Consider the following 23,323-nt stretch of genomic DNA (forward strand, 5'->3'; position numbering starts at 1 on the left):
ATTCAACGCTGCGCATGCCAACCAAGGTTGGCATCTACCAATGCAGTAAACCGGCCGTTTGGAGTGCAACGAGACGCCGCGCCGCGGGCCAGTTGCCAGCACAAATGACAGTGTCACCAGACAGTCATCTGTCTAGCGCACCATTTTCACGTTGATCCACGGCGCCTGCAGCGCCACCGGTCGCATCGCTTGTCTCCCCTTTTGAACTCCATGAGCTCCGCGCCCGTGCGGTGGCTCGTGCCTGCCTGAGTGTCCGTAACATGACGAAGACTTTGTTGGCCGCTGCGCTGTCGATCGCGCTCGCTCCCGCGGCCTGGGCGCAGGATGCTGCCCCGACCTCCACTGGCACCTCCGCCACCGATCTCGATGCGGTCTCGGTGATCGGCAGCGGTGAAGCGCGCCAGGTGCAGCGCATCACCCGCGAGAACCTCGACATCCTGCCGCCGGGCACCAGCCTGCAGAAGACGCTCAATCTACTGCCTGGCGTCAACGCGCAGTCGGCCGATGCGCTGGGCACCAACGAGCAGTCGATGACACTGAGCCTGCGCGGCTTCAACTCCACCCGTCTCGGTTACACGCTCGACGGCGTGCCGCTGGGCGACGGCGCGTACAACAACTACAACGGCCTGACCATCAACCGTGCGCTGATCAGCGAGAACATGGCCGGCGCGGAACTGGCGGTGGGCATCGGCAGCCTCGGCACGCCGTCCACCAGCAACCTCGGCGGCACCATCTCGTATACCTCTGACCGCCCAGCCCAGGAGTTGGGTGGCCGCGTGGTGCAGACCTTCGGCAGCGATGCCAACCGCCGCACCTTCGTGCGCGTGGACAGCGGCGAGTACAACGGCTTCTCCGGCTACGTTTCCGGCATGAATGCCGTCTCCGATCTGTGGAACGACCAGACCGCCTACAACCAATCCGTCACCAAGCAGTTCAATGCCAAGGGCGTGTGGAACTTCGGTCGCGGCCAGATCACCGGTTTCGTCGATACGTCGCGCACCACCCAGGCCGACTACTTCTATTTGTCCAAGGACGAGATGTCGCGCGGCCTCGGTTGGGACTGGGGCGGCTACGCGCCGGACTGGAACAGGGCGGTGGCCAAGGCCTACTGCAACACGGCCAGTTTCAACGCGAAGAAGTGCGACAGCAGTGGCCCGGACAAGGACGCCGACGGTGCATTCACTGCCGGGCAGATCCTGCGCGATGACAACCTCTACTACCTGGCCGGCGACTTCTTCCTGGCCGATGGCTTCAGCCTGCGTGCCCTGGCCTACCACCACGATGACCGTGGCGAAGGCCACAACTGGAACAGCGGCGCGTGGTCGAACAAGGGCACCGCGCAGGAGATTCCGATCATCTTCCGCAACACCATCTATACCATCGACCGCGATGGCGGCACGCTGTCGTTCGACTGGGAGCTGGGTGCACATCGCATCGAAGGCGGCGTCTGGTACGAGCGCAATACCAGCAGCGCCGAGCGCTACCAGACCGCCATTGACGGCCCGCGTGACCTGAGCGGCATGAACACCTTGCCCTCCGATGTGGGCGTGTTCGCCCAGCGCACGCGCTGGAAGACCCATCAGTTCTTCCTGAAGGACACCTGGCGCCTGCTTGATGATCGCCTGACGCTGGAGTTCGGCGCCAAGAGCCCGCACGCCACCTCCGATGCGCAAGCACTGCCGGGCGACGCGAAGACGCCGATCTCGCCGACCTCGAACAACCAGTTCGCCACCGGTTCGTTAAAGGCCAGCAAGAACTTCCTGCCCAGCATCGGCGCCAACTTCCGCCTGGCCGAGCACCACGAAATCTTCGCCAGCCATGCCGAGAACATCGCCATGTTCCAGGGCGGTTTCAAGCTCGGTCCGCAGGCGGTCAGCCAGGCCACCTGGAACGCTCAGGGCAACCTGAAGCCGGAGGAATCGCGCTCGCTCGAAGCTGGCTACCGCTTCGTCACCGATACCCTGCAAGCCTCGATCGCGGCCTACAACGTGCGCTTCGACAATCGCCTGCTGCAGTACAACCCCTGTGACTCGCGCCAGCCGGTCGGCCCGACCTGCGGCAACCGCTTCTACAACGTGGGCGGCGTCGACAGCCGCGGCGCCGAGCTGACCGTGCTGTGGACCCCGAACGAGCACTTCAGCTGGTACACCTCGGCCTCGCTGAACCGTTCGACCTACGCCTCCAACTACGTGCAGGCCGGTGTCGAGCAGCAGATCAAGGGCAAGATCCAGACCGACACGCCCAGGCAGCTGCTGGCCACCGAGATCACCTGGCGTGACAACGGCTGGTTCGCCAGCCTGCGTGGCAAGTACACCGGCGAACGCTTCTACACCTACACCAACGACCAGGGCTTCGGCGGCTTCACCGTGTTCGACCTGGCCGGCGGCTACGACTTCGGCCAGGTCGGCTTCGCCAAGGGCATGCGCCTGTCGTTCAACGTGACCAACCTGACCAACAAGCGCTACGCCAGCAACCTCGATTCGAGCGTGTTCGCACCCAGCGACCCGGCCGGCAAGCTGTACGTGTTCCATGCCTCGGCACCACGCCAGGTGTTCGGTACGATCGACCTTCGCTTCTGATCGACCACTTGGAGTCCACCCATGCTCGCGACCGCCCTGCTGCTGGCCACCCTCTCCGCCAGCGGATACTCCGCTCCGCATGAGGCAACGAGTGCACCACCGCGCACCCTGCAGCTGGGCGGTCGTACCTATGTCGACAAGGGCCTGGTCGCCGCCGGGCGATTGCCGGCGGGCACGGTGGACTTCCTCGGCGACACACTGGGCTCGTTCTCGTCGCTGGCGGTGCAGCCCGGCACCTGGAAGCGCACCGCCAGCGGCTACGAAGGCGTGCTGTGGACCCTGCCCGACCGCGGTCGTAATGATCCCGAGGCCGGCCTGTTCTACGACTACGCCGGACGCGTGGAGCGCATGCAGCTGCGCATCGACGTTACCCGGGGCAAGCCCGGTGCGCCCGGTACGCTGACGATGGTGCCGGACAAGGGCGTAGTGCTGAAGGACTTCAACGGGCAGCCGTTCACCGGTGCCGACCCGGGTGAGCACACGATCACCCAACGCGAGGTGGTGCTGCCCTCGCCGGCCAGCGGCGCGGGTGCCGGCAAGGTCTCGCTGGATGCGGAGTCGCTGCAGTTCACCGCCGATGGCCACTTCTACATCGGCGATGAGTACACCGCCAACGTCTACTACTTCGATGCACAGGGACAGCTGCAGGGCGTGATCGTGGCGCCGCCGGCGATCCGTCCCCAGCGCGATGGCAAGCCTGCCTTCGGTTCGCTGGCGGCGCCGCAGACTGGGCGCCGCAACAACCAGGGCGTGGAAGGCATGGGTCTGTCACCCGACGGTACCCGCCTGTTCGTGGCCCTGCAGAGCGCGACGCTGCAGGACAGCGCAAAAGGCAACGCAGCCGGGCGCATCAACACCCGCGTACTGGTCTACGACGTGACGGCCTCGCCGACGCCACAACAGCCGATCGGCCATTACGTGATGGCCCTGCCCGCCTACGCACACGACGGCAAGGGCAAGCTGGACCGTACCGCCGCGCAGAGCGAGCTGCGCGCACTGGACGGCCATCGCTTCCTGCTGCTGGCCCGCGACGGCAACGGGCTGGGCAAGGACGGCGACGACCCGATCGTCTTCAAGTCGGTACTGCTGGTGGATCTGTCCGATGCCAGCAACCTAGCCGGCAGCGCCTACGAAACCGGCACGACCTCGATGCTGGCTGATCCCACCAGTACCACGTTGAAGGCAGGCATCGTGCCCGCACGCAGCGACGAACTGTTGAACCTGCTCGACCGCCCGCAGTTGGCCCGTGCCGGGCTGGATCTGGAAACGAAGCGCGGCCCGCATGCGGGACTGCTTTCGGAAAAGTGGGAAGCCATGGACGTGCTACCGGCGCTGGACCCGCAGCACCCGAACGACGTACTGCTGCTGATCGGCAACGACAACGACTTCATCGCCCGCCGCTGCCGCATGCAGGGCCAATCCTGCGACAGCCCGTACGACAACGACAACCGCGTGCTGGTCTACCGACTGACGCTACCCTGACTGCAACGGGTATTGCCGCAACCGTCTCGCTCGAAAGCCTGGTAGTGCCGGCCGCTGGCCGGCATCACGTCCAGGCCGACCACGCATGCGCGTACTCGCCAATCTGCTGGGCAATACCGGCGCGTACCGGGTTCGCCAGGATGTATAGGACCTGCTCAGCCCTCACCGCACCGGTAGTGCCGGCCGCTGGCCGGCATCACGCCCATCTCGACCACGCATGCGGGTACTCGCCAACCTGACGGGCAATACCGGCGCGTACCGGGTTCGCCAGGATGTATAGGACCTGCTCAGCCCTCACCGCACCGGTAGTGCCGGCCGCTGGCCGGCATCACGCCCATATCGACCACGCATGCGGGTACTCGCCAATCTGCTGGGCAATACCGGCGCGTAACGGATTCCCCAGGATGTATAGGGCTTGCCGCGCCAGCGACTCCTTGGCCCTCACGGCATGATCGAAGTAGCCAGGCTGCCACACCGTACTTCGACGACCCGCCAGGCGATTCAGGGCAAGCGCGCTCGACGACTTCATTCGGCGCGCAATGTCTGGAAGGTGAGCTGCACGCAGCTCGAACATCCAGTGGACGTGATCCGGCATGACGACCCATGCGAGTGACCGCACCAGCCCCCGCCGCTCGATGTAATGGAACTGGTCAATTACACATGCTGCCGCAATTTCGCTTTCGAAGAGCCGGCGGCGCTGATGCGTCGTCGTTGTCATAACGTAGACCTGGCCGACAATGGAACGCCGGCCCAGGCGGAGGCGGTGGCTGCTCATGCCCCATGGTGGAGCGATCATTGAGCGTTGAACGTCAGGCCATGACTCGACGGATGTTCGGAGATGTCCGAAGTTGAATGCGGTTGCCGGCCAGCGGCCGGCACTACCAGGCATCATGGATTGCCGGCCAGCGGCCGTCGGCGCTCACCCGCGCAGGGTCGCGCCGCCGTCCACGTACAGGTCACTCATCGCCACGTGCCCGGCCTGCTCGGAGAGCAGGAACATCACCGAGTGGGCGATGTCTTCCGGGGTGGCCAGCTTGCGCAGTGGAATGCCGGCCTTGTAGGTCTCCAGGCTGCCGGCGATCACCCGCTCGGCACCGTGATCGTCCTGCCACATGCCGGTCTGCATCGGGGTCAGCGTTGAGCCCGGGGCGACGATGTTGCAGCGGATGCCCAGCGGCGCCAGTTCCAGCCCGAGGCAGCGGGTGAACATCGTGGCGGCGGCCTTGGATGCCGCGTAGGCGGCCATACCATGCCGCGGCACGCCGGCGGCATTCGAACTGACGGTGACGATCGCACCCTGACCACGCGGTGACATCACCCGCGCCAGCGCACGCCCGACATGGAACACGCCATCGGCGTTGACTGCGAATACCCGGCGCCAGTCTGCATCTGTGGTTTCCGCAACAACTCCCACATGCAGAACACCGGCCACGCTGGCGGCAACGCCAATTGGCCCAATACTGGCTTCCACACGATCCACCAGGGCGTCCACCGCCGCGCTGTCGGTCACGTCGAGCGCAAACGCCTGCACACGCGCATCCATTACCACGGGCGCCTCGCGGTCGGTTGCCACCACCGTGCAGCCGGCCTCGGCCAACAGCCTTACCAGTGCCTCGCCGATGCCACCGGAGGCACCGGTCACCAATGCCACGCGGCCTTCAAAGCCGGTCAACTGCATGTTGCGATCTCCTGTTGCTCATCCCAGTGGCGCAGTCGCGCCGACAACCACGGTGCCAGCTGCGCCACCGCATCGCGGCCGGTCAGCTCGGCATGCAGGAACGGCAGTTCGAGCGCCTGCACCTTGCGCGCATGGGTCCGCCACAGCGCCGACTGCAGCTGTGGACGCGCCTGATGATCCCGGCCAGCGCGCACGTGCACCAGCGTGCCGTCGAACGGTTGGTGGATGTGTTCGCGGATCAGCCGGTTGGTGCCGGTCACTGCACGCACCACGCCATCGAGCACCACATCCGGAAGGCTGCCGAGCGCACTACCGCCGCGACGCAGGAACGCCAGAATGCGTTCACGACTGTCCAGTTCCGGATGCGCATCCGGATCGTGGCCGGCAATCGCCAGCAGTGCCCGCAATGCGGCGATGGCATCGGGTTCCGGCTCGGCCCGCCAGCACTCGCTGGGATAGGCGTCCAGCAGTACCAGCTCGCCGACTTCGCGGCCGATCTCATGCAACCGCACCGCCATCGCCTGGGCCAGGATGCCACCCACCGACCAGCCCAGCAGATGCACCGGCCCCTTCGGCTGCAATGCGACCACGCGCTGTACGTAGTCATTGGCCATTGCTTCGATGCTGGACGGCAACGGCTGCTTCGGATCCAGCGCGGGCGACTGCAGGCCATACACTGGGCGTGGCGGCTGCAGAGCACGCGCCAGCGTCCGGTAGTTCCAGGCGATGCCACCGGCCGGGTGCAGCACGAACAACGGAGTGGGCCCGTCAGCATCAGTCGCAGCCAACGAGATCACCGGCCCCAATGCGTGGTCGGCCAGCGCCGGCGGTTCGGCAATGCGTGTCGCCAACGCGGCCACGGTGGGCTGCGCAAACAAGGCTCCCAAACCCAGATCGCAGCGCCAGCGCTGTTCGATCGCCAGCAGCAGGTGCACCGCCGACAGCGAGTCACCGCCGAGACTGAAGAAGTCCGCATCGACCGCCACTGGCGCTTCACGCCCGAGTGCCTGGGCAAACAGCACCGCCAGCTCCTGTTCCAGCGGCGTGCGCGGTGCCAGTCCAGCAACCTCATGCTGTGGTGGTTTCGGCAGTGCGTTGCGGTCGAGCTTGCCGTTGGCGGTCACCGGCCAGTGGTCCACACCAACGAAGGCCGAGGGCACCATGTAGTCCGGCACACGCGTGGCGAGGTGGCTGCGCAGCACTACGGCATCGGCAAGCGCCGCTGGCACATAGGCCACCAACCGGGCATCGCCGGGCGCATCCTGTCGGAGCAGCACTTCCACCCGCTCCATGCCAGGCAGTTCGCGCAGTGCCGCCTCAATCTCGCCCAGCTCGATGCGCAGGCCGCGCAGTTTTACCTGATGGTCGCTGCGACCGAGATACTCGACCGCACCATCGCGGCGCCAACGGGCTACGTCGCCGGTGCGGTAGATGCGCTCGCCCGCCCGGAACGGATCCGCAATGAAGCGCTCGGCAGTCAGATCATCACGACCGAGATAGCCGCGTGCCAGCTGCACCCCGCTCAGGTACAGGTCACCGGCCACACCGACCGGCACCGGCTGCATCCGGGCGTCCAGCACATACAAGCGGGTATTCCAGACCGGGAACCCGATCGGCACCGGCCGCGAGCGATCCTGCGCCGACGCCGGCCAGTAGCTGACATCCACCGCAGCTTCGGTCGGGCCATACAGGTTGTGCAGTTCGGCCTGCACGCGCGAATGGAAACGATCACGCAGCGATGCGTCCAGCGCCTCGCCACTGGTGAATACACGACGCAGCTGCAGGCCCTCGGAGGCCGGTGCGGCGAGGAAGGCATCGAGCATCGACGGCACGAAATGCGCCGTGGTTATGCCATGGTCGCGGATCAGCCGCGCCAGCTCGGTCGGATCACGATGCGCGTCCGGACCCGCCACCACCAGCGTCGCGCCGCACAGCAGCGGCAGGAAGAATTCCCAGACCGAGACATCGAACGTGGCCGGGGTCTTCTGCAGAACACGGTCATCGGAACGGATGCCGTAGTGCTCGCGCATCCACAGCAAGCGATTGACTATGGCACGGTGCTCGATGACGACGCCCTTCGGCTCGCCGGTCGAACCGGAGGTATAGATCACATAGGCCGCATCGCTGGGCGCCGGATCGGCCCACGGTGCTGCGAAACTCAGCGCGGTCCATTGGTCGGGGGCAAGCACCAGCACGCCGTTCGTGCGCGCCGATACCTCTGCCGCAGCCAGTACGCACGCCGGCTGCGCCGAGGCGAGAATGCGCGCGAGGCGCTCATCGGGATGGGCAAGGTCCAGCGGCAGGTAGGCGGCACCCGCACGCAGCACCGCCACCAGCGCGATCACCAGTTCCAGCGAGCGCGGCAATGCCACCGCCACGACGCTGCCCGGGCCGACGCCCATCGCACGCAGCTGCGAGGCAAGCGCGAAACTGCGCGCTTCCAGCGTCGCGTAATCCAAGGCAGCGTCACCGAACACCAGCGCAGGCGCGTGCGGATCCCGATCCATGCCCTGCTGCAGCAGCTCAACCAGGGTCGTCTCCGGCAGCGCATGCGCGGTGGCATTGAAGCCCTGCAGCACCTGCTGCGCCTCCGCGGGCGTCGCCAGAGGTACGGCTGCGATATCGTCAGCCTGCAGTGCCGCGGACACGAAATGCAGCAACCGCGCCGCGTGCGCCTCGACATCCTCGCGACTGTACAGCGCGGGATTGGCCTCGATCTCCAGATCCAGCAGGTGCTGGCCGTCGCCACGGAAGCCCAGCGTCAGATCATCCACCGGACCGGTGCACAGCACCTCCAGCGTCGCCCGCACGCCGCTCAGTGCCAGTGGCTTGTAGAACGGCTGCACATTCACCAGCGGACCGTGCAGGCGCTGCTGCGCGCCGACCAGGCCCAGGTCCCGGCGCAACTGCTCACCGCGGTAACGGCCGTGCTTGCGGCCCTGGCTGAGCTGCCGGCCCAGGCCGCGGGTAAAGGCCTCGACGCTGCCCTCACCGGCCGCCACCCGCAGCGGCAGCACATTCATCACCATAGCCGGCACCCGCGCCGATGCGTTGCCGAGCCGCCCCATGTAGGGCACCCCCAGCACCACTTCATCGGCGGCGCTCATCCGCCGCAGGTACTCGGCCGACAACGCGGCCAGCACATCTGGCCAGGGCTGCAGCCAACGCACCGATGCCTGCAGCAGCTGCTCACGGAATGCAGCATCGAGCGGCTGCACCCAGCGCAGCGCGTCGTCACTGGCCGCGAGCGTACCGGCCAGGCCCGCGCCCGCCGGCGCGCCCTGCATCTGTTCGCGCCACCACTGCCCGGCCTGCGTGCGACGCGGGTCGGCACGATAGGCGGCATCATCGGCCAGCACGCCCGCCAGTCCCGGCAGTGCCTCACCCGCACGACCGGCATACAAGGCGCATACGCGATCAGTGAACAGCGCCATGCCATAGCCATCGGCTGCAAGGTGATGCACACGCAGATACCAGACCCAGCGCTGCCCACCCAGATCGAACAACACCTGCTGGCTTATGCGGTCGCGGGTCGGATCGACCGCGCTGAGCCGGTCGGCCTGCATCACGGCACGCGCCGCCGATGCCGGCTCGGCCTCGACGGATAGATCACGCAGCGAAAGCAACGGCACGTGTGCCGGGTCATGCCACTGCAGCGGCTGACCATCGGCACCTTCGGCAAAGCGCAATGCGAAGGCGTGGGCCTCGCCTGCAGCCTGGTCTGCCGCTGCAATGAACGCGGCCACGTCCAACGAGCCGTCGATCCACACAGCGTGCGCGGTATTGAATGACGGATTGCCCGGTGCCAGCCGCTGTGCGAACCACAGTCCGGCCTGGGCCTCGGTCAGCGCCACCGGCGTGGCCAGCGCGGCGGCGTTCATGCGTTCTGCGCGGCCTGCAGCGTCTGCACCACACCCCACCACTGGCGCAGCGTGGTGTGTTCGGCCAGCTGCGAGAACTCCAGTGGCAGGCCGGTGTTGCCCCAGGCCAGGACCAGGCCGAGCATGCGCATCGAATCCAGGTCCAGATCGATCAGGTTGTCGTCGTCACCGATCTCGGCCGGCGTGCACTCCAGCACGCGCGCAACGTCGGCACGCATCCGCTCCAGATCCAGCGCATCACCCGTGGCAGCCATCACAGCACCTCCAGCAACTGATCGGTGGTCATCGGCACGCCACAGGTGCGTGCGATCCAGTGCAGCGCCTGATCGTGATCGGCACGCGAAAAGTCCGCCACCGCATCGGCGGCGATGAAGGCCTCGATATCGCGCTGGAAGGCCTCCACCAAGGTCGCGGTGCAGCCGATATGCGCGTACACACCGGTCACCAGCAGCTGGTCGCGGCCACGCACCCGCATCAGCGTCTCCAGGTTGCTGCGCTGGAAGGCGCTGTAGCGGTGCTTCACCAGCACATGCTCGCCCGGCTGCGGTGCCAGCGCCTCGATGATCGGTTCATGGTCGGCGCTGCGGCGCATGCCGGGCCCCCACAGATCGGCCTGCAGGCCACGGTCACGGCGATCCTGGTCGCCATGCTGGGCGGTGTAGAACACGGGAATGCCGTGCGCGCGGCAATGCGCCAGCAGGCGCACGATATTGTCCACCGCCGGCCGCAGCGGCGTACTACCGGCGTCGAATGCCGCCAGGAAGTAGCGCTGCATGTCATGCACCAGCAGCGCAATACGATCACGCTGCGGGCGCCACGGGCCACGGGCCTGCGGCAGTTCGGCGGCGGTCGGCAAGGGGTAGTCGGTGATACGGGGCAGCGCCATCAGCGCGTTCCTCCTGTCTGTTGCAGATGACGCGCACGCAGCTGCGCGCGCAGTTCGCGGCGGCTGATCTTGCCGACCGCGGTGGTATCGAAACTGTCGACGAACACGACCTGGTCCGGCACCTTGAACGCCGCCAGGCCGCGCGTACGCATCCAGGCTTTCAGTGCCGGCGCCTTGATCGGCTCCCCCTGCTGGATCACGAACGCGCAGCTGCGCTCACCGAGATACTCGTCAGGAATGGAGACCACGGCGGCGTCGAACACGCCGGGGTGGGCCAGCAGGTGATCTTCAATCTCCTCGGCGGAGATCTTCTCGCCCGCGCGGTTGATGTGGTCACCGGCACGGCCCTGCACCACCAGATAGCCGCCGGGCAACTGCTGCACGCGGTCACCGGTGCGGTAGAACCCATCGTCGGTGAACGAGCGCGCGTTGGCCACCGCATCGTTGTGGTAACCACGGATGGTGTACGGGCCGCGGGTCAGCAGATGACCCACTTCACCCTCAGTCACCGGCTGGTCGTGGTCATCGACCACGCGCACTTCGTCGTCCGGGCTGATCGGCCGGCCCTGGCTGACCACGATCAGTTCCTCCGGATCATCCAGGCGGGTGTAGTTGACCAGGCCTTCGGCCATGCCGAACACCTGCTGCAGGGTACAGCCCAGGCCGTCGATCACCCGCCGCGCAGCTTCCGGCACCAGCTTGGCGCCGCCCACCTGCAGTACCTGCAGGCTGGACAGATCGTGCGGAGTGGTTGCCGCCGCCTGCGCCCACAGCAGCGCCAGCGGCGGCACCAGGCCACAGCAGGTCACGCGCTCGCGGGCGATCAGCGGGAAGGCCGCATCCGGGCCGGGACCGGGGCTGAGCACCACGCGGGCGCCGGCATACAGCGCACCGAAGAAGCCGGGCGAACTCATCGGGAAATTGTGCGCGGCCGGCAGCGCGACCAGGTAGACGCTGTCGCGGTCGATGCCGCAGAGGTCATTGCTGGCTCGGAACGAGTAGATGTAGTCGTCGTGCGTGCGCGGGATCAGCTTGGACAGGCCGGTGCTGCCGCCGGAGATCTGCAGGAACGCCACCGACTGCGGATCCGGGTCGGCCGGCAGCTCGCTGCGATCGCCCTGCAGCGCCTCCAGCGCGGTGAACTCCTCCGCATCGCCGTCGATGACCACGTGGCGCAGTGCCGGCACCTCGGCCTGCAGCGCCCGCGCCAGCCCGCGATGATCGAAGCCATCGTGCAGGTCGGCAGTGATGTAGGCACTGGCCTCGGCCTTGTTGGCGAAGTGCACCAGCTCGGTGAAGCGATGCGCCGGCAACGCGTATACCGGCACCAGACCCGCACGGAACAGACCACAGACCGTGGTGATGAAGCCTGCGGTGTTGCCCAGCTGCACCAGCACCCGCTCACCGGGCTGCAGGCCGAGTGCCAGCAGTCCGGAACCAATGCGACCGGCTTCGTGCCACAGCTGCGCGTAGCTCAGGCGCACATCACCGGCGACAACCGCAATGTCGTCGGCATAGCGTTCCGCACGTTCGCGCAGAAACGCCGGGAAGGTCTCGCCGCGCCAGTGACCGGCCTCGCGATAGCGCGCCACCAGGTCATCAGGCCACACCTGCTGCAGTGGCAGGCGGGAGGAATCAGTGGAGGTAGTCATGCGGCAGGCTCAATGGCGGGCGCGGATTCATGGACACCCAGCGCGTTCAACAGGGCAGCGAACTTCGCCGCGGTTTCGGCCACCTCGGCCTCGGGTTCCGATTCGGCGACGATACCGGCACCTGCGTACAGGCGCAGCTGCGTGCCCTGCAGGCGTGCGCAGCGGATCGCCACGTACCAGTCGCCGTCACCCTGCGCATCCAGCCAGCCCACGGCGCCGGCGTAGAAGCCGCGCGGCACCGGTTCCAGTTCGCGGATGCGCTGCAGTGCCGCCAGCCGCGGCGTACCGCAGACCGCCGGCGTGGGGTGCAGCTGTGCCAGCAGTTCGGCGGCAGACGTCTGCGGATCCTTCAGGGTGGCATGGATGCGGGTGCCCAGGTGCCACATGCTGGCGGTGGCATGCAGCACCGGCCGAGGCTGTGCATCGATGTGGCTGCAGTACGGTGCCAGGCCCTCGACGATGGCGTCCACCACATGGCGATGCTCGTCATGGTCCTTGGTCGAGGCCAGCAGCGCCTGCGCGGCACGCTCGTCCTCGGCAGCATCGGCGCTGCGGCGTGCTGACCCGGCGAGCGGATGCGACAACAGTTCGGCACCGCGCTTGCGCAGCAGCAGTTCCGGGGTTGCCCCCACCAGCCACGCCGGCGCCTGGCCCAGCTCCACCGGCAACGGCACCGCGTAGGTCGCCACCGACGGATCCGCGCCCAGGCGTGCCAGCAGCACGTCCGGCGACAGCGCCTGGCGGGTGCGTGCCAACAGGCTGCGCGCCAGCACCACCTTGTGCAGGTTCTGCTCGGGCTCACGCAGGACCTGCACCGCCGCGGCAACCGCTGACGCATAGTCCTGCGGCACAGGCTCGGCCCGCAGGGCGCCGTCCAGCGGCGGTGCGGCCTGCGGTTGCAATGCCAGCGCAGGCAACAGGCGCTCGGGCTGGTACAACGCATCGTCCGCACGCGGTTCGAACGGCACCGCGCCAACCAACAGGCCCGGACCGCCGCGCTGCTGGGCAAAGAACTCCGCAACACGCTCAGCCAGCGTCGCCAGCGCACCGGCCGGCAGCGCGGCGCGGCAGCCGCGTGCGTGCACGTGCTGGCCGGCATGCTGCAGCAGGAACAGCGACGCGTCGTCGGTGTTCTCCTGCGGCGCTGGCGCAGCCTCAGGCCACGCGCCCTGCATCAGGGAATCGTTCATGGGGTCTCCTTCATCCGATGCGCTGCAGCCAGCGCGCACAGCAACAGCAACAGCGCGCCGACCAGCAGGTAAGGCAGGCTTGGCCCGCCGCGATACAACAGCGTGCCGAGCATCGGCCCGGCCACCATGCCCAGCCCCTGCGCGGCCGCCACGGTGCCGGCGGCGGCGCCCTGCTCGTGCGCCTCCACCGCATCGGCGGCCAGCGCCTGGAACGAGGGGAACACGAAGCCCATGCCGAACGCGGCCAGCGCGTATGCCGCCGGCAACTGCCAGGCCTGCTGTACGCCCGCCACTGAAGCAAAGCCGATGCCGGAAATGAGGGCGCCGAGAATGATCCAGCGACGTGGATGTACCTCCAGCTTCATCACCAACGCCTGCGCCAGGATCAGGCCAACGCCAACTGCGGTGAGTGCAATGCCAGCCATGCGCGCGCCCGCAGCCGCATCCAGGCCCAGGCGATCAATCGCGAAGAAGCCAACCGTGACCTGCGCGATGGTCACCGAGACCATGGCGATGAACGCTGCCAGCTGCGGCAGGCGCAGGCGCGCGTCGAGGCGGCTCATCGGCGCGCGGCGCTGTGCGGACGCGCTCTCCACCGGCGGTGTCGCCGGCAGCCGCCAGGCCAGCAATGCAAGTGCCAGCAGCGGCAGCAGCGCGGCCACGTACAGCGCCAGCGACAGGTTCGTATAGGCCAGCCAGCCCGCGGCGGCCGGACCAAGCACCATGCCCAGTGCGTTGGCGCTGCCCAGGCGGGCGAGGAACTTCGCACGCTGCCCGGTTGGTGCCTTGTCGGCGATCAGCGCAGCGGCGGTAGGAGGCACCGCTGCGTAGAACAGGCCGATCAGGCCACGCGCACCGACCAGCACCAGCACCGATACCAATACAGGCGGCACCGCCTGCAGGGCCACGTCGATGAACACCGCCAGCGCGATGTAGACCGCGGTGTAGGCACTCATCGCCAGCATCAGTACGCGCTTGCGGCCGATGCGGTCGCTGAGCTGGCCCCAGGGGCGCGCGGCCAGCATCCACAGCACGCCTGCGGCAGTGACCGACAGGCCTGCATGCCACTCGGACAGGCCGAGCATGCGGACCACAGGGCCGATCACGGCGACGAAGGACATCATCGCCATGGTGCCGATCAGGGCAGCCAACACCAGCGCCGGCAAGCCGGGAACGACGGGACGTGCGTGCATGAAACACCAGCCGTAACAGGAAAGGATTGGCCGGGCGCATCTGCACGCCCGCCCGGCACCCGCCCCATTCAGGACCGGACACCATTCTCAAATGATAACGGCTCGTATTTGCATTTGATACCCATTCTCTTGAATGGGCATGCAACAGTGGGTTCAGCGCATTGCACGCAGGCCAAGCAGGCCACGGCGCTTGAACCACCACTCCAGCGGCAGCGTCACCAGCGGCGGGATCGCCGCCAGCAGGGCCAGGGCACTGGCCCACCACGGCCAGCGCAGGCGCACCGCCGCAAACAGGGTGACGGCCACATAGACCAGGAACGCCACGCCGTGCAGGGGCCCGAACAGCTTGACCAGCGCCACATTGGCCATCGGGCCGTACTTCATCCACATGCCGATGAGCAGGCCGGCCCAGGTCACGGCCTCGATGAAAGCGACGGCGGCGAACAGGCGTCCGGTCGGGTGCATGGGGGAACGTTGGGTCACGCAGAGCTCCGGCATCGGGATATCAAATGCGAATGATACGCAGATGCGAACCCCATGTAGAGTCAAGCCGTGCTCGACTGCTGGAACGTATTCCCCAAGGTGGACACCTACCGGAGCACATCCGGCAGGACCTGCTCGCCGATCTCGCGCAGCACCGCGTCCATCGGCCGTCCATTTTCGACCAGATTGAACATCACGTGCGCCACGCCCTGCGCATGCACGCGCCGCAGATAGTCGCGCAGGCCATCGCGGCCGACCTTCAGGCCCAGCGGCAGCGGCTCGGCCGGCGCCTGCGGATCCGCCTGCAGATCCAGCAGCATCGACTGCACGAACGGCTTGCCTGGCCCACCACGCTGCACCAGTGCCTGCTGCCACAGGCCGATGCGTCCTTCCTGCGCAGCCTCCTCGCGGTGATAGGTGGCCCAGGCCTCCGCCTCGCGCGCGATCCATTGCAGGCTCTGCCGCGCGGTACCCACCACCAGCATCGGAATGCGCGTTGCCGGCGCCGGCAGCACGTCGAAGCCCCCGGTCGCCTGCAGTACGGCAGTCCGCTCATCGGCCTCCGGTGACAGCGCCGCGCGCAACAACGTCCAACGCTCACGGAACGTCGCCGCCCTGCCCTCCAGATCCTCGCCGAATGCGGCGAACTCTTCCGGGCGGTCACCCGAACCCAGGCCCAGTACGAAGCGTCCGCCGCTGATCCGGTCCAGGCTCAAGGCCGCCTTCGCCACCTGCAACGGCTGGCGCAACGGCAGCACAATCGCTGCGCTGCCGACCACGATGCGCTCGGTCGCAGAGGCCAGCATGCCCAGCCACAGGAATGGGTCATCCAGTGCGCTCGCTGTCGCATCCGGACCCTGCGGCACCATCAGCGGCACGTCGCGCGTCCACAACGCGGCAAAGCCCAGGTCATCGGCCAGTCGCGCGATACGTCGGGCCTCACGTGGATCGGCCAACCCATGCGACGCCACGGGCGTCATCAGGCCCAGGCTCAGTCCCTGTTGCGGAAACAAGGAAGCATAGGCGGGATTGAAATCACTCATGCCGCCAGCTTAGCGTGCAGGCCTGCGGCAACGATGACGCGCTGCCCACCACCGGAAGAACACTGCATGCCGATGATCCGCCCTGCCCACGTCGATGACCTGCCCGCGATCAGCGCGGTGTGCCTGGCCGCGTTCACTGCGGCGGTGGCGCCCTCGCTCAGCGCGGCCGGGATTGCCACCTTCGGCAATGTCGCTGCCGCCGACGCGTTCGGCGCACGCCTGCACGGTGACAACCACATCCTGGTGGCCGAGCAGGACGGCCGCGTGGTCGGTGTGGTCGAGCTGAAGGAAGGCCGGCATCTGGCGATGCTGTTCGTCGATCCCGCCTGCCAGGGCCAGGGTATCGGCCATGCCCTGTTCGAAGCCGTGCTGCCGCAGGTGCGCGAACCGGTGCTGACCGTGCGCGCCTCACTCAATGCAGTGCCGACCTACCTGCGCTATGGCTTCGTGCTGGATGGCGAGGTCGGCGAGTTCAACGGGCTGGTGTACCAGCAGATGGTGCGGGCAGCGGCCTGAAGGCATCCGCCCGGCAATGCCCGGTGGGCGTCATGCCCTGCGGCACGCCTGTCATAAGCAAACTGAATCAGCAGGCTCCCCGACGGTTCCTACAATGGCCTGTCACCCTGCCCTTCGAGATGCTGCCGATGCGCGTCGCGCTTTCCGTGTTGCTGCTGGCTTCGGCGCTGAGCGCCTGCACTCCGGCCCCGGTATCCACCGCCAAATCCGCCGAAGCACCCGCGCCGGCGCCCGCCATCGCCTGGCGCCAGGGCGATGTGGACGATGCATTCGCCGAAGCCGCCGACAGCGGCAAGCCGGTGCTGCTGTACTGGGGCGCGGTCTGGTGCCCGCCGTGCAACCAGCTCAAGGCGGGCCTGTTCAAGGACCCGGCTTTCATCGCGCTGACCAGCAAATTCGTTCCCGTCTACCTGGATGGCGACGAGGAAGGTGCGCAGGCCTGGGGCGAACGCTTCGGCGTGCGCGGCTATCCGACCCTGATCGTGCTGGACCCACAGCGCAACGAAATCACCCGCGTGGCCGGCGGCAATGACGCCGCCGAACTGACCCGCGCACTGACCGTGGCCGCAGGCCGCCGCAGTGCTGTTGCCGCCACCTTGGCCACCGCCTTGGAAACGCCGGACCGACTGGCCGCCGAAGACTGGCAGGTGCTGGGCGACTACGGCTGGGAAGTGGACGCCAACCGCCTGGCCGGCGAGCGCAGGAGCCAGGATGTACTGCGCCAGTTGTCCAAGGCCGCCCCGGACGCCGCCCTGCAGCGACGCTTCGCGCTGCTGGCGTTGGCAACGGCCGACAAGCCCGATGCCTCGCCCACCGAAGTGCGCGAGCTGCTGCAGGCCGTGCTGGCGCAACCTGCCGAAGTCCGTCGCAACCGCGAGCTGCTGGGCTATGCAGGCGTGCAGCTGGTCAAGCAGGCCAGTGCCGGACCGGCCACCAGCAACACGCTGGGACAGCAGCTGCTGGTCGCACTGGAGCGCGTCGATGCCGAGCGCGGTGATCGCGCCGACGACGCGTTGTCGCGTGCGCTGACCGAAGTATCGCTGGCCCGCCAGCAACAGCCGAAGGGCGCACTGCCCGCGGCTTTGGTCGAGCGAGTCAAGCAGCGCGTGGCCGCTGCCGATGCCGCCGCCATCGAAGCGCATGCACGCCAGGCCACGATCAGCAGCGCGGTGTACGCATTGCGCGAGGTAGGCGACGACGCGGGTGCCGAGGCGCTGTTGCTGGCCGAGCTGAAGCGCAGCGAGCAGCCGTACTACTACATGCCCGAACTGGCCGAACTGGCCGAGCAGCGCGGCGATTCCGCTGGCGCGCTGGAGTGGCTGAAGCGCGCCTACGATGGTGCGCAGGGCCCGGCCACCCGCGTGCAGTGGGGCGTGCTGTACGTGGAAGGCCTGCTGAAGCTGGCGCCGGACGATGCACCACGCATCGAGCAGGCCACCGCCTCGCTGATCGCCGAACTGGAAGCGCAGCCGTCTGGCTACCACCAGCGTACCCGCCAGCGTTTCGAACGCTTGGCCGGGCAGTTGAAGACGTGGAGCGGCAAGCATCAGGGTGCGGAGACGCTGGCACGGCTGCAGCAGCGCATGCAGCGGGCGTGCGGTGACCAGGTGGATGGTGCGTGCAAGGATTGGTTGAGTTGATTTGATGAAAGCGCTGGCGGCTGGTTCGCCTGCCGGCGCTTTTGTTGATACGTGTGGGAGGGGGCGGGGGCCGCTCCTGACAGTTTCCTGCGAGCTCGGGCAGCGCATCAGCGCGCCGGTGAGGTTCGAAAAGCGGGTTCTGGTAGTGCCGGCCGCGGGGCGGGCCCCCGGCCGTGGGTGGTTTGCGGGCCGGGGGCGGGCGTTGCACGTCGCGTCTGGTGCTGCCTTTGACTCCGTCTCCGCGCCAGCGCAGGGAGCTGTCCTGCAGGGGCTGATGGGTCATCAGCCCCTGCCTGCCAGGAAGAATCAAGGCGACGAACGCGCAAGCATTTCAATCCCGCCCCTTGACCTCAACCAATGTTGAGGTGCGATAACAATCTCCCCACGGCCAGCCCTTCTGGCCTTCCCCACGGAGATTGCTTCGATGTCGTACTCGCTTCCCCCGCTCCCCTACGCCTACGACGCCCTCGAGCCGCACTTCGATGCGCGCACGATGGAGATCCACCACAGCAAGCACCACCAGACCTACGTCAACAACCTCAATGCCGCCATCGAGCAGGCCGGCCTCGCCGAGCAGCCGGTCGAGGCGCTGATCGCCAACCTCGATGCCGTGCCCGAGGCGCAGCGTGGCGCAGTCCGCAACAACGGCGGTGGCCACGCCAACCACAGCCTGTTCTGGACTGTGCTCAGCGCCAACGGAGGTCAACCCGATGATGAGCTCGCCGCCGCCATCGACCGCGACCTTGGCGGCTTCCATACCTTCAAGGATGCCTTCACCAAGGCCGCGCAGACCCGCTTCGGCAGTGGCTGGGCCTGGCTGACCAGCGACCGCGATGGCCGCCTGCAGGTCGAAAGCAGCGCCAACCAGGACAGCCCGCTGATGGGTGCAACGGTCGGCCTGTCCGGCAATACCCCGATCCTCGCACTGGACGTATGGGAACACGCCTACTACCTGCACTACCAGAACCGCCGCCCGGACTACATCGGCGCCTTCTTCAACATCATCAACTGGGCCGAGGTCGGCCGGCGCTACCGCCAGGCCCGGGCCTCATGAGCGGCGAGACACTGCCGTACGCCGGGCCGTGGGCTGGGGTCTTCCCCGCCCCGGCCCCGGTGCCGTCGGTCGAGATGCCGCCGCGTGCACTGCGGCGGCTGCTCGGTCACTTTCCTACCGGCGTGGCCATCGTCTGCGCGCGCGATGCGCAGGGCAAACCCATCGGCCTGACCATCAATTCGTTCGTGCCAGTGTCATTGCAGCCGCCGCTGGTGCTGTGGAACCTGGCGTTGCACGCGCAGAGCCTGTCCACCTTCCAGCGCGCCACCCGCTTTGCGATCAGCGTGCTGGCAGCCGACCAGGAAGCACTGGCCCGGCGCTTTGCCGATCCGCAGGTACGCAACCGCTTCGACGGCCTGGCATTGCTGGATGACGACGAAGACGCCCCGCCACGCATCGCTGGCGCGGTAGCCCATCTCACCTGTACCCGCCACGCTCAGTGGCCGGTGGGCGATCATCTGCTGCTGGCCGGCCGCATCATCGAGGTGCACGAGAACGGCGGTGCGCCGCTGCTGTTCCATCGGGGCCGCTTCCAGCCCGGCCCGGCCGAGCTGCTGGTGGAGGTGCGCTGATGAACATCGAGGCTCTGGAATGCATGCTCGCCAGCGGCAAGGACGGCGCGCTGCTGCGCTTCGGCCTGGGCAAGGGCTGGCTGGATGCCGGCAACCCGGTGCGCGCGGCGACCCATCTGGGCCGCTGCGTGGTGCTTGATCCGCAGTACTCGGCGGCGTGGAAGCTGCTGGGCAAAGCCTGGCTGGCCAGTGGCCAACCGCAGGCGGCGCGCGAAGCGTGGCAGCGCGGTTTGAGCGTGGCCGGCAGCAAGGGCGACCAGCAGGCACGCAAGGAAATGCAGGTATTCCTGCGCCGCCTGGACCGCGAGCAGGCGGACCTGGCGAAAGCGGGCTGAGTCGATCAGCCCGCGTTGGCCGATGCCGGTGCGGACATGATGTCCGACATCGGCAGGCGGCGCGGCTTGCTCGGGAATGCGTGGCGCAGGATGCGCCAGACCACCTGGCCGAACTGGCGTGGCAGCGAGCCGTTGTTGTAGTGCTGGCCGTAGCGACGGCAGATATCCTTCACTTCCTTGGCGATGGCCGCATAGCGGTTGGCCGGCAGGTCCGGGTAGAAGTGATGTTCGATCTGGTGGCTGAGGTTGCCCGACAGAACGTTGATCAGGAAGCCGCCGCTGATATTGGACGAACCGCGCAGCTGGCGCAGGTACCAGTGGCCGCGCGACTCATTGCGCAGGCACTCCTTCGGGAAGGTTTCCGATTCGGCGGTGAAGTGGCCGCAGAAGATGATCACGTAGGTCCAGATGTTGCGCAGGCCGTTGGCCACCAGATTGCCCAGCATCACCGTGAGGAAGAACGGGCCGGCCAGCAGTGGGAAGAACACGTAGTCCTTCAGCACCTGGCGGGCCATTTTTCGCGCCACCGGGCGGGTCTGCATCCACATCGCGCGACCGCTGATACGACCCTTCAGCCAGCGGCCCAGGCGCAGGTCCTGCGCGGCCACGCCCCACTGGAACAGCAGCGCGAAGATCGGCGCGATGATCGGCTGCAGCAGGTAGAACGGCTTCCAGCGCTGTTCCGGGAAGATGCGCAGCAGGCCGTAGCCGATGTCATCGTCCATGCCGCGCACGTTGGTGTAGGTGTGGTGGCGGAAATTGTGGGTCTTGCGCCAGTTGTCGGCGGTGGCAACGATGTCCCACTCGTAGGTGTTTCCGTTGAGCTTGGGGTCGCCGGTCCAGTCGAACTGGCCGTGCATGACGTTGTGGCCCAGCTCCATGTTTTCCAGGATCTTCGACAGCGCCAGCAGCAGCGTGCCGGTGATCGCGGCCGGCCACAGCAGCGGCATCCAGAACAACGGCGAGAACGCCGCAAGGAACAGCAGGCCACGGCCACCCACGCCGAACCAGCGCACGGCGGCAGCCACGCGGCGGATGTAGCGGGTATCGGAGGCGCCGAGGCTGCCGATCACACGGTCGCGGATCGCGTCGAGTTCCTCGCCGAAGGCATGCATCTCGGCAGTACTCAGGGCACGGTCGGTAGCGCGGGTCATGGCAGGCGTCCTCAGAGATCCAGGGTCAGGTCGGTGGTCGGTGCGCTCACGCAGATCCGCACCGGCTGTGCCGATTCGGACTGCAGGTCGCCGGTGCGCAGGTGGCGCGTGGCGCCACTGACGCGGTCACAGCTGCAGCTGTTGCAGATGCCCATGCGGCAGCCATGCTTGGGCTTGATGCCGTGGGCTTCGAGGCTTTCCAGCAGCGAACGGCCACGCGGCACGCTCAGCTGGCGACCACTGCGCGCAAGCGTCAGCGACACTTCGCCTTCACTGTCGGCATCGCGAAGCGGCGCTGGCGGGGTGAAGGCTTCGGCCTGGAAACCGGCCACCTGGTGCGCCAGGCGCTCGCGCGCGGCGGCAACGAAACCGTCCGGGCCGCAGGCCAGCACATGGCGCTGCGCCAACGGCGTGTCATCGCCGGCCACCTGCAGATCATGGGTATCGATACGCGCGGCCGGTGCTTCGCCTTCTCGGGTGGTCAGCAGGTGCACGCGCAGGTTCGGGTTCGCTGCGGCCAGCGCCTGCAGTTCATCACGGAACTGCAGGTGGGCGGCGGTGCGTTCCCAGTAGAACAGGTCCACGGGCGCGGCCAGCGGGCGCTGGCAGGCCTCGCGCAGCAGGCTGCGCATCGGCGTGATGCCACTGCCGGCCGCCAGCAGCAGCACCGGCGCCGCGGCCGGCATATGGAATTCGCCGAAAGCGGCATCGAGACGGAACAGTTCGCCCGGCTGCGCATGGTTCACCAAGTGCTGGCTGACCCGGCCGCCGTCGATCGCCTTGACGGTGATCGCCAGCTCGCGCCGACCGAGTGCGGTGGGGCTGTAGCTGCGCTGCCACAGGCGTCCTTCAATCTCGACGCCGAGGGTGACGTGCTGGCCAGCGCGCATGCCAGCCCAGTGCCGGTTGGTGCGCAGGACCAGGGTCGCCGCGCCCTCGCCGGCCGGCTCGCGCCGGACCAGGCGGGCCACAGGCTCGCGCAGAGTCCACAGGGGATTGAGCTGGCCCGCCCAGAAATCGAACAGCGACGGCGAGACCCAGCGGTACGGAGAGAACAGGGACGGACGGACGACAGCGCTCATGAGTGAACTATACGGGCGCACATACACCTGTGTATACATGTGTATATTGAACCGGATTGGGTATGATTCAGCCTCGCCCCACCGGAACCCCCATGGCCGCCGCCACCGCCTTGTCGACGCCCGAAGATGCCAACAGCCCGGCCCGCCGTACGGTGAGCCGCGAGGATCTGCTGGCCGCCGCCCTGAAACTGATCGGGCCGCACCGTAGCCTGTCCACGCTCAGCCTGCGCGAAGTGGCACGTGAGGCCGGCATCGCGCCGAACAGCTTCTACCGGCAGTTCCGCGACATGGACGAACTGGCCGTGGCGCTGATCGATGCGGCCGGCCGCTCGCTGCGCACCATCATCGGCGAGGCCCGCCAGCGCGCCACCTCCACCGCCACCAGCGTAGTGCGGGTCTCGGTGGAGACCTTCATGGAGCAGCTGCGCGCCGACGACAAGCTGCTGCACGTGCTGCTGCGCGAGGGCGCAGTCGGCTCGGACGACTTCAAGCACGCGGTCGAACGCGAGCTGCACTACTTCGAGGAAGAGCTGCAGCACGACCTGGTGCGCCTGGCCGCACTGGACGGCGCGGTGCTGCACGCCCCGGAACTGGTGGCCAAGGCCATCACCCGGCTGGTGTTCGCGATGGGCGCCACCGCCATGGACCTGCCGCCGGAGAAGGATCCGGAGCTGGTCGAGCAGATCTCCACGATGATCCGCATGATCATCGTCGGCGCCCGTACCCCCGCCGCATTCCGCCGCGGTTGACGATCCGTTCCGGGGTCGGATCCCTTTCCAAAGGAAAGGGCTCTGACCCATCTCCCCTGCCCGCCACGGCAATTCCATCCTCCGCACATGACCACCGGCAGGGTTGCGGCTGATATATGTAATGTTATAACACTACCATGATCCACTTGGATGG

The 23,323-nt window shown here is 67.4% G+C and carries 20 protein-coding genes; 8 read left to right on the top strand and 12 right to left on the bottom strand.

Features of this window, described 5'->3' with window-relative positions; genetic code table 11:
* Window positions 1-260: 260 nt before the first annotated feature.
* The gene (locus tag V3B46_RS01360) at window positions 261-2,579 is read left to right on the top strand and encodes a TonB-dependent receptor (RefSeq protein WP_329890919.1); all 2,319 of its coding nucleotides are present in this window, start codon (window positions 261-263) and stop codon (window positions 2,577-2,579) included.
* Between the two features lie 21 nt (window positions 2,580-2,600).
* Window positions 2,601-4,061, top strand: coding sequence for an esterase-like activity of phytase family protein (locus V3B46_RS01365; protein ID WP_329890920.1), 1,461 nt, complete (start codon window positions 2,601-2,603; stop codon window positions 4,059-4,061).
* Window positions 4,062-4,389: 328 nt separating this feature from the next.
* On the opposite strand, the gene V3B46_RS01375 is transcribed toward V3B46_RS01365, so the two are convergent.
* From V3B46_RS01375 to V3B46_RS01420, 10 genes are all read right to left on the bottom strand, one after another.
* The gene (locus tag V3B46_RS01375; RefSeq protein WP_329890921.1) at window positions 4,390-4,836 is read right to left on the bottom strand and encodes an REP-associated tyrosine transposase; all 447 of its coding nucleotides are present in this window, start codon (window positions 4,834-4,836) and stop codon (window positions 4,390-4,392) included.
* A 144-nt stretch (window positions 4,837-4,980) separates the two neighbouring features.
* Entirely contained in the window at window positions 4,981-5,739 is a 759-nt protein-coding gene (locus V3B46_RS01380; protein WP_154263750.1) for a 2,3-dihydro-2,3-dihydroxybenzoate dehydrogenase, read from the bottom strand.
* Window positions 5,730-9,620, bottom strand: coding sequence for an enterobactin synthase subunit F (locus tag V3B46_RS01385; protein ID WP_329890922.1), 3,891 nt, complete (start codon window positions 9,618-9,620; stop codon window positions 5,730-5,732). The genes V3B46_RS01380 and V3B46_RS01385 overlap by 10 nt, the downstream gene beginning before the upstream one ends.
* Window positions 9,617-9,874, bottom strand: a complete 258-nt coding sequence (locus V3B46_RS01390) for a phosphopantetheine-binding protein (RefSeq protein WP_180844389.1) — start codon at window positions 9,872-9,874, stop codon at window positions 9,617-9,619. Before V3B46_RS01390 ends, V3B46_RS01385 begins: the two co-directional genes overlap by 4 nt.
* A complete protein-coding gene (locus V3B46_RS01395; RefSeq protein ID WP_329890923.1) occupies window positions 9,874-10,506 on the bottom strand; it encodes an isochorismatase family protein in 633 nt (210 codons plus the stop codon). Before V3B46_RS01395 ends, V3B46_RS01390 begins: the two co-directional genes overlap by 1 nt.
* Complete coding sequence (locus tag V3B46_RS01400) at window positions 10,506-12,158, bottom strand: (2,3-dihydroxybenzoyl)adenylate synthase (RefSeq protein ID WP_329890924.1); 1,653 nt, start codon at window positions 12,156-12,158, stop codon at window positions 10,506-10,508. The genes V3B46_RS01395 and V3B46_RS01400 overlap by 1 nt, the downstream gene beginning before the upstream one ends.
* Window positions 12,155-13,348 (bottom strand): isochorismate synthase, encoded by a 1,194-nt coding sequence (locus tag V3B46_RS01405; protein WP_329890925.1) that lies wholly within the window; start codon window positions 13,346-13,348, stop codon window positions 12,155-12,157. The genes V3B46_RS01400 and V3B46_RS01405 overlap by 4 nt, the downstream gene beginning before the upstream one ends.
* Window positions 13,345-14,541 (bottom strand): MFS transporter, encoded by a 1,197-nt coding sequence (locus V3B46_RS01410; RefSeq protein WP_329890926.1) that lies wholly within the window; start codon window positions 14,539-14,541, stop codon window positions 13,345-13,347. The genes V3B46_RS01405 and V3B46_RS01410 overlap by 4 nt, the downstream gene beginning before the upstream one ends.
* A gap of 153 nt (window positions 14,542-14,694) precedes the next feature.
* On the bottom strand, window positions 14,695-15,006 hold the full coding sequence (locus tag V3B46_RS01415) for a DUF3817 domain-containing protein (protein WP_032129991.1): 312 nt from the start codon (window positions 15,004-15,006) through the stop codon (window positions 14,695-14,697).
* A gap of 125 nt (window positions 15,007-15,131) precedes the next feature.
* Window positions 15,132-16,067 (bottom strand): TIGR03571 family LLM class oxidoreductase, encoded by a 936-nt coding sequence (locus V3B46_RS01420; RefSeq protein ID WP_329890927.1) that lies wholly within the window; start codon window positions 16,065-16,067, stop codon window positions 15,132-15,134.
* 66 nt (window positions 16,068-16,133) lie between these two features.
* Between V3B46_RS01420 and V3B46_RS01425 the strand changes: the two genes are divergently transcribed.
* The 5 genes from V3B46_RS01425 to V3B46_RS01445 all read left to right on the top strand — a co-directional run bounded on the left by V3B46_RS01425 (window position 16,134) and on the right by V3B46_RS01445 (window position 20,184).
* Complete coding sequence (locus tag V3B46_RS01425) at window positions 16,134-16,583, top strand: GNAT family N-acetyltransferase (protein ID WP_154263758.1); 450 nt, start codon at window positions 16,134-16,136, stop codon at window positions 16,581-16,583.
* A 119-nt stretch (window positions 16,584-16,702) separates the two neighbouring features.
* Window positions 16,703-18,223 (top strand): thioredoxin family protein, encoded by a 1,521-nt coding sequence (locus V3B46_RS01430; protein ID WP_329890928.1) that lies wholly within the window; start codon window positions 16,703-16,705, stop codon window positions 18,221-18,223.
* Window positions 18,224-18,647: 424 nt separating this feature from the next.
* Entirely contained in the window at window positions 18,648-19,277 is a 630-nt protein-coding gene (locus V3B46_RS01435; RefSeq protein WP_154263760.1) for a superoxide dismutase, read from the top strand.
* Window positions 19,274-19,849: a flavin reductase family protein gene (locus tag V3B46_RS01440; RefSeq protein ID WP_033833194.1), complete on the top strand. Its 576-nt coding sequence runs from the start codon at window positions 19,274-19,276 to the stop codon at window positions 19,847-19,849. The genes V3B46_RS01435 and V3B46_RS01440 overlap by 4 nt, the downstream gene beginning before the upstream one ends.
* A complete protein-coding gene (locus V3B46_RS01445) occupies window positions 19,849-20,184 on the top strand; it encodes a tetratricopeptide repeat protein (RefSeq protein WP_032129997.1) in 336 nt (111 codons plus the stop codon). Before V3B46_RS01440 ends, V3B46_RS01445 begins: the two co-directional genes overlap by 1 nt.
* Window positions 20,185-20,189: 5 nt before the next feature.
* Here the strand turns inward: V3B46_RS01445 and V3B46_RS01450 are convergent, their stop codons facing one another.
* Both V3B46_RS01450 and V3B46_RS01455 read right to left on the bottom strand, forming a co-directional pair.
* Complete coding sequence (locus V3B46_RS01450) at window positions 20,190-21,338, bottom strand: fatty acid desaturase family protein (protein ID WP_024957648.1); 1,149 nt, start codon at window positions 21,336-21,338, stop codon at window positions 20,190-20,192.
* Between the two features lie 11 nt (window positions 21,339-21,349).
* On the bottom strand, window positions 21,350-22,420 hold the full coding sequence (locus tag V3B46_RS01455; RefSeq protein WP_049462789.1) for a ferredoxin reductase: 1,071 nt from the start codon (window positions 22,418-22,420) through the stop codon (window positions 21,350-21,352).
* Between the two features lie 92 nt (window positions 22,421-22,512).
* Between V3B46_RS01455 and fabR the strand changes: the two genes are divergently transcribed.
* The gene (fabR, locus tag V3B46_RS01460; protein ID WP_005409961.1) at window positions 22,513-23,169 is read left to right on the top strand and encodes an HTH-type transcriptional repressor FabR; all 657 of its coding nucleotides are present in this window, start codon (window positions 22,513-22,515) and stop codon (window positions 23,167-23,169) included.
* The last annotated feature ends 154 nt before the right edge of the window (window positions 23,170-23,323 follow it).

Origin of the sequence: Stenotrophomonas sp. SMYL11, from assembly GCF_036320005.1 — a bacterium.
In the GTDB taxonomy this organism is placed as follows: Bacteria; Pseudomonadota; Gammaproteobacteria; order Xanthomonadales; family Xanthomonadaceae; genus Stenotrophomonas; species Stenotrophomonas maltophilia_A.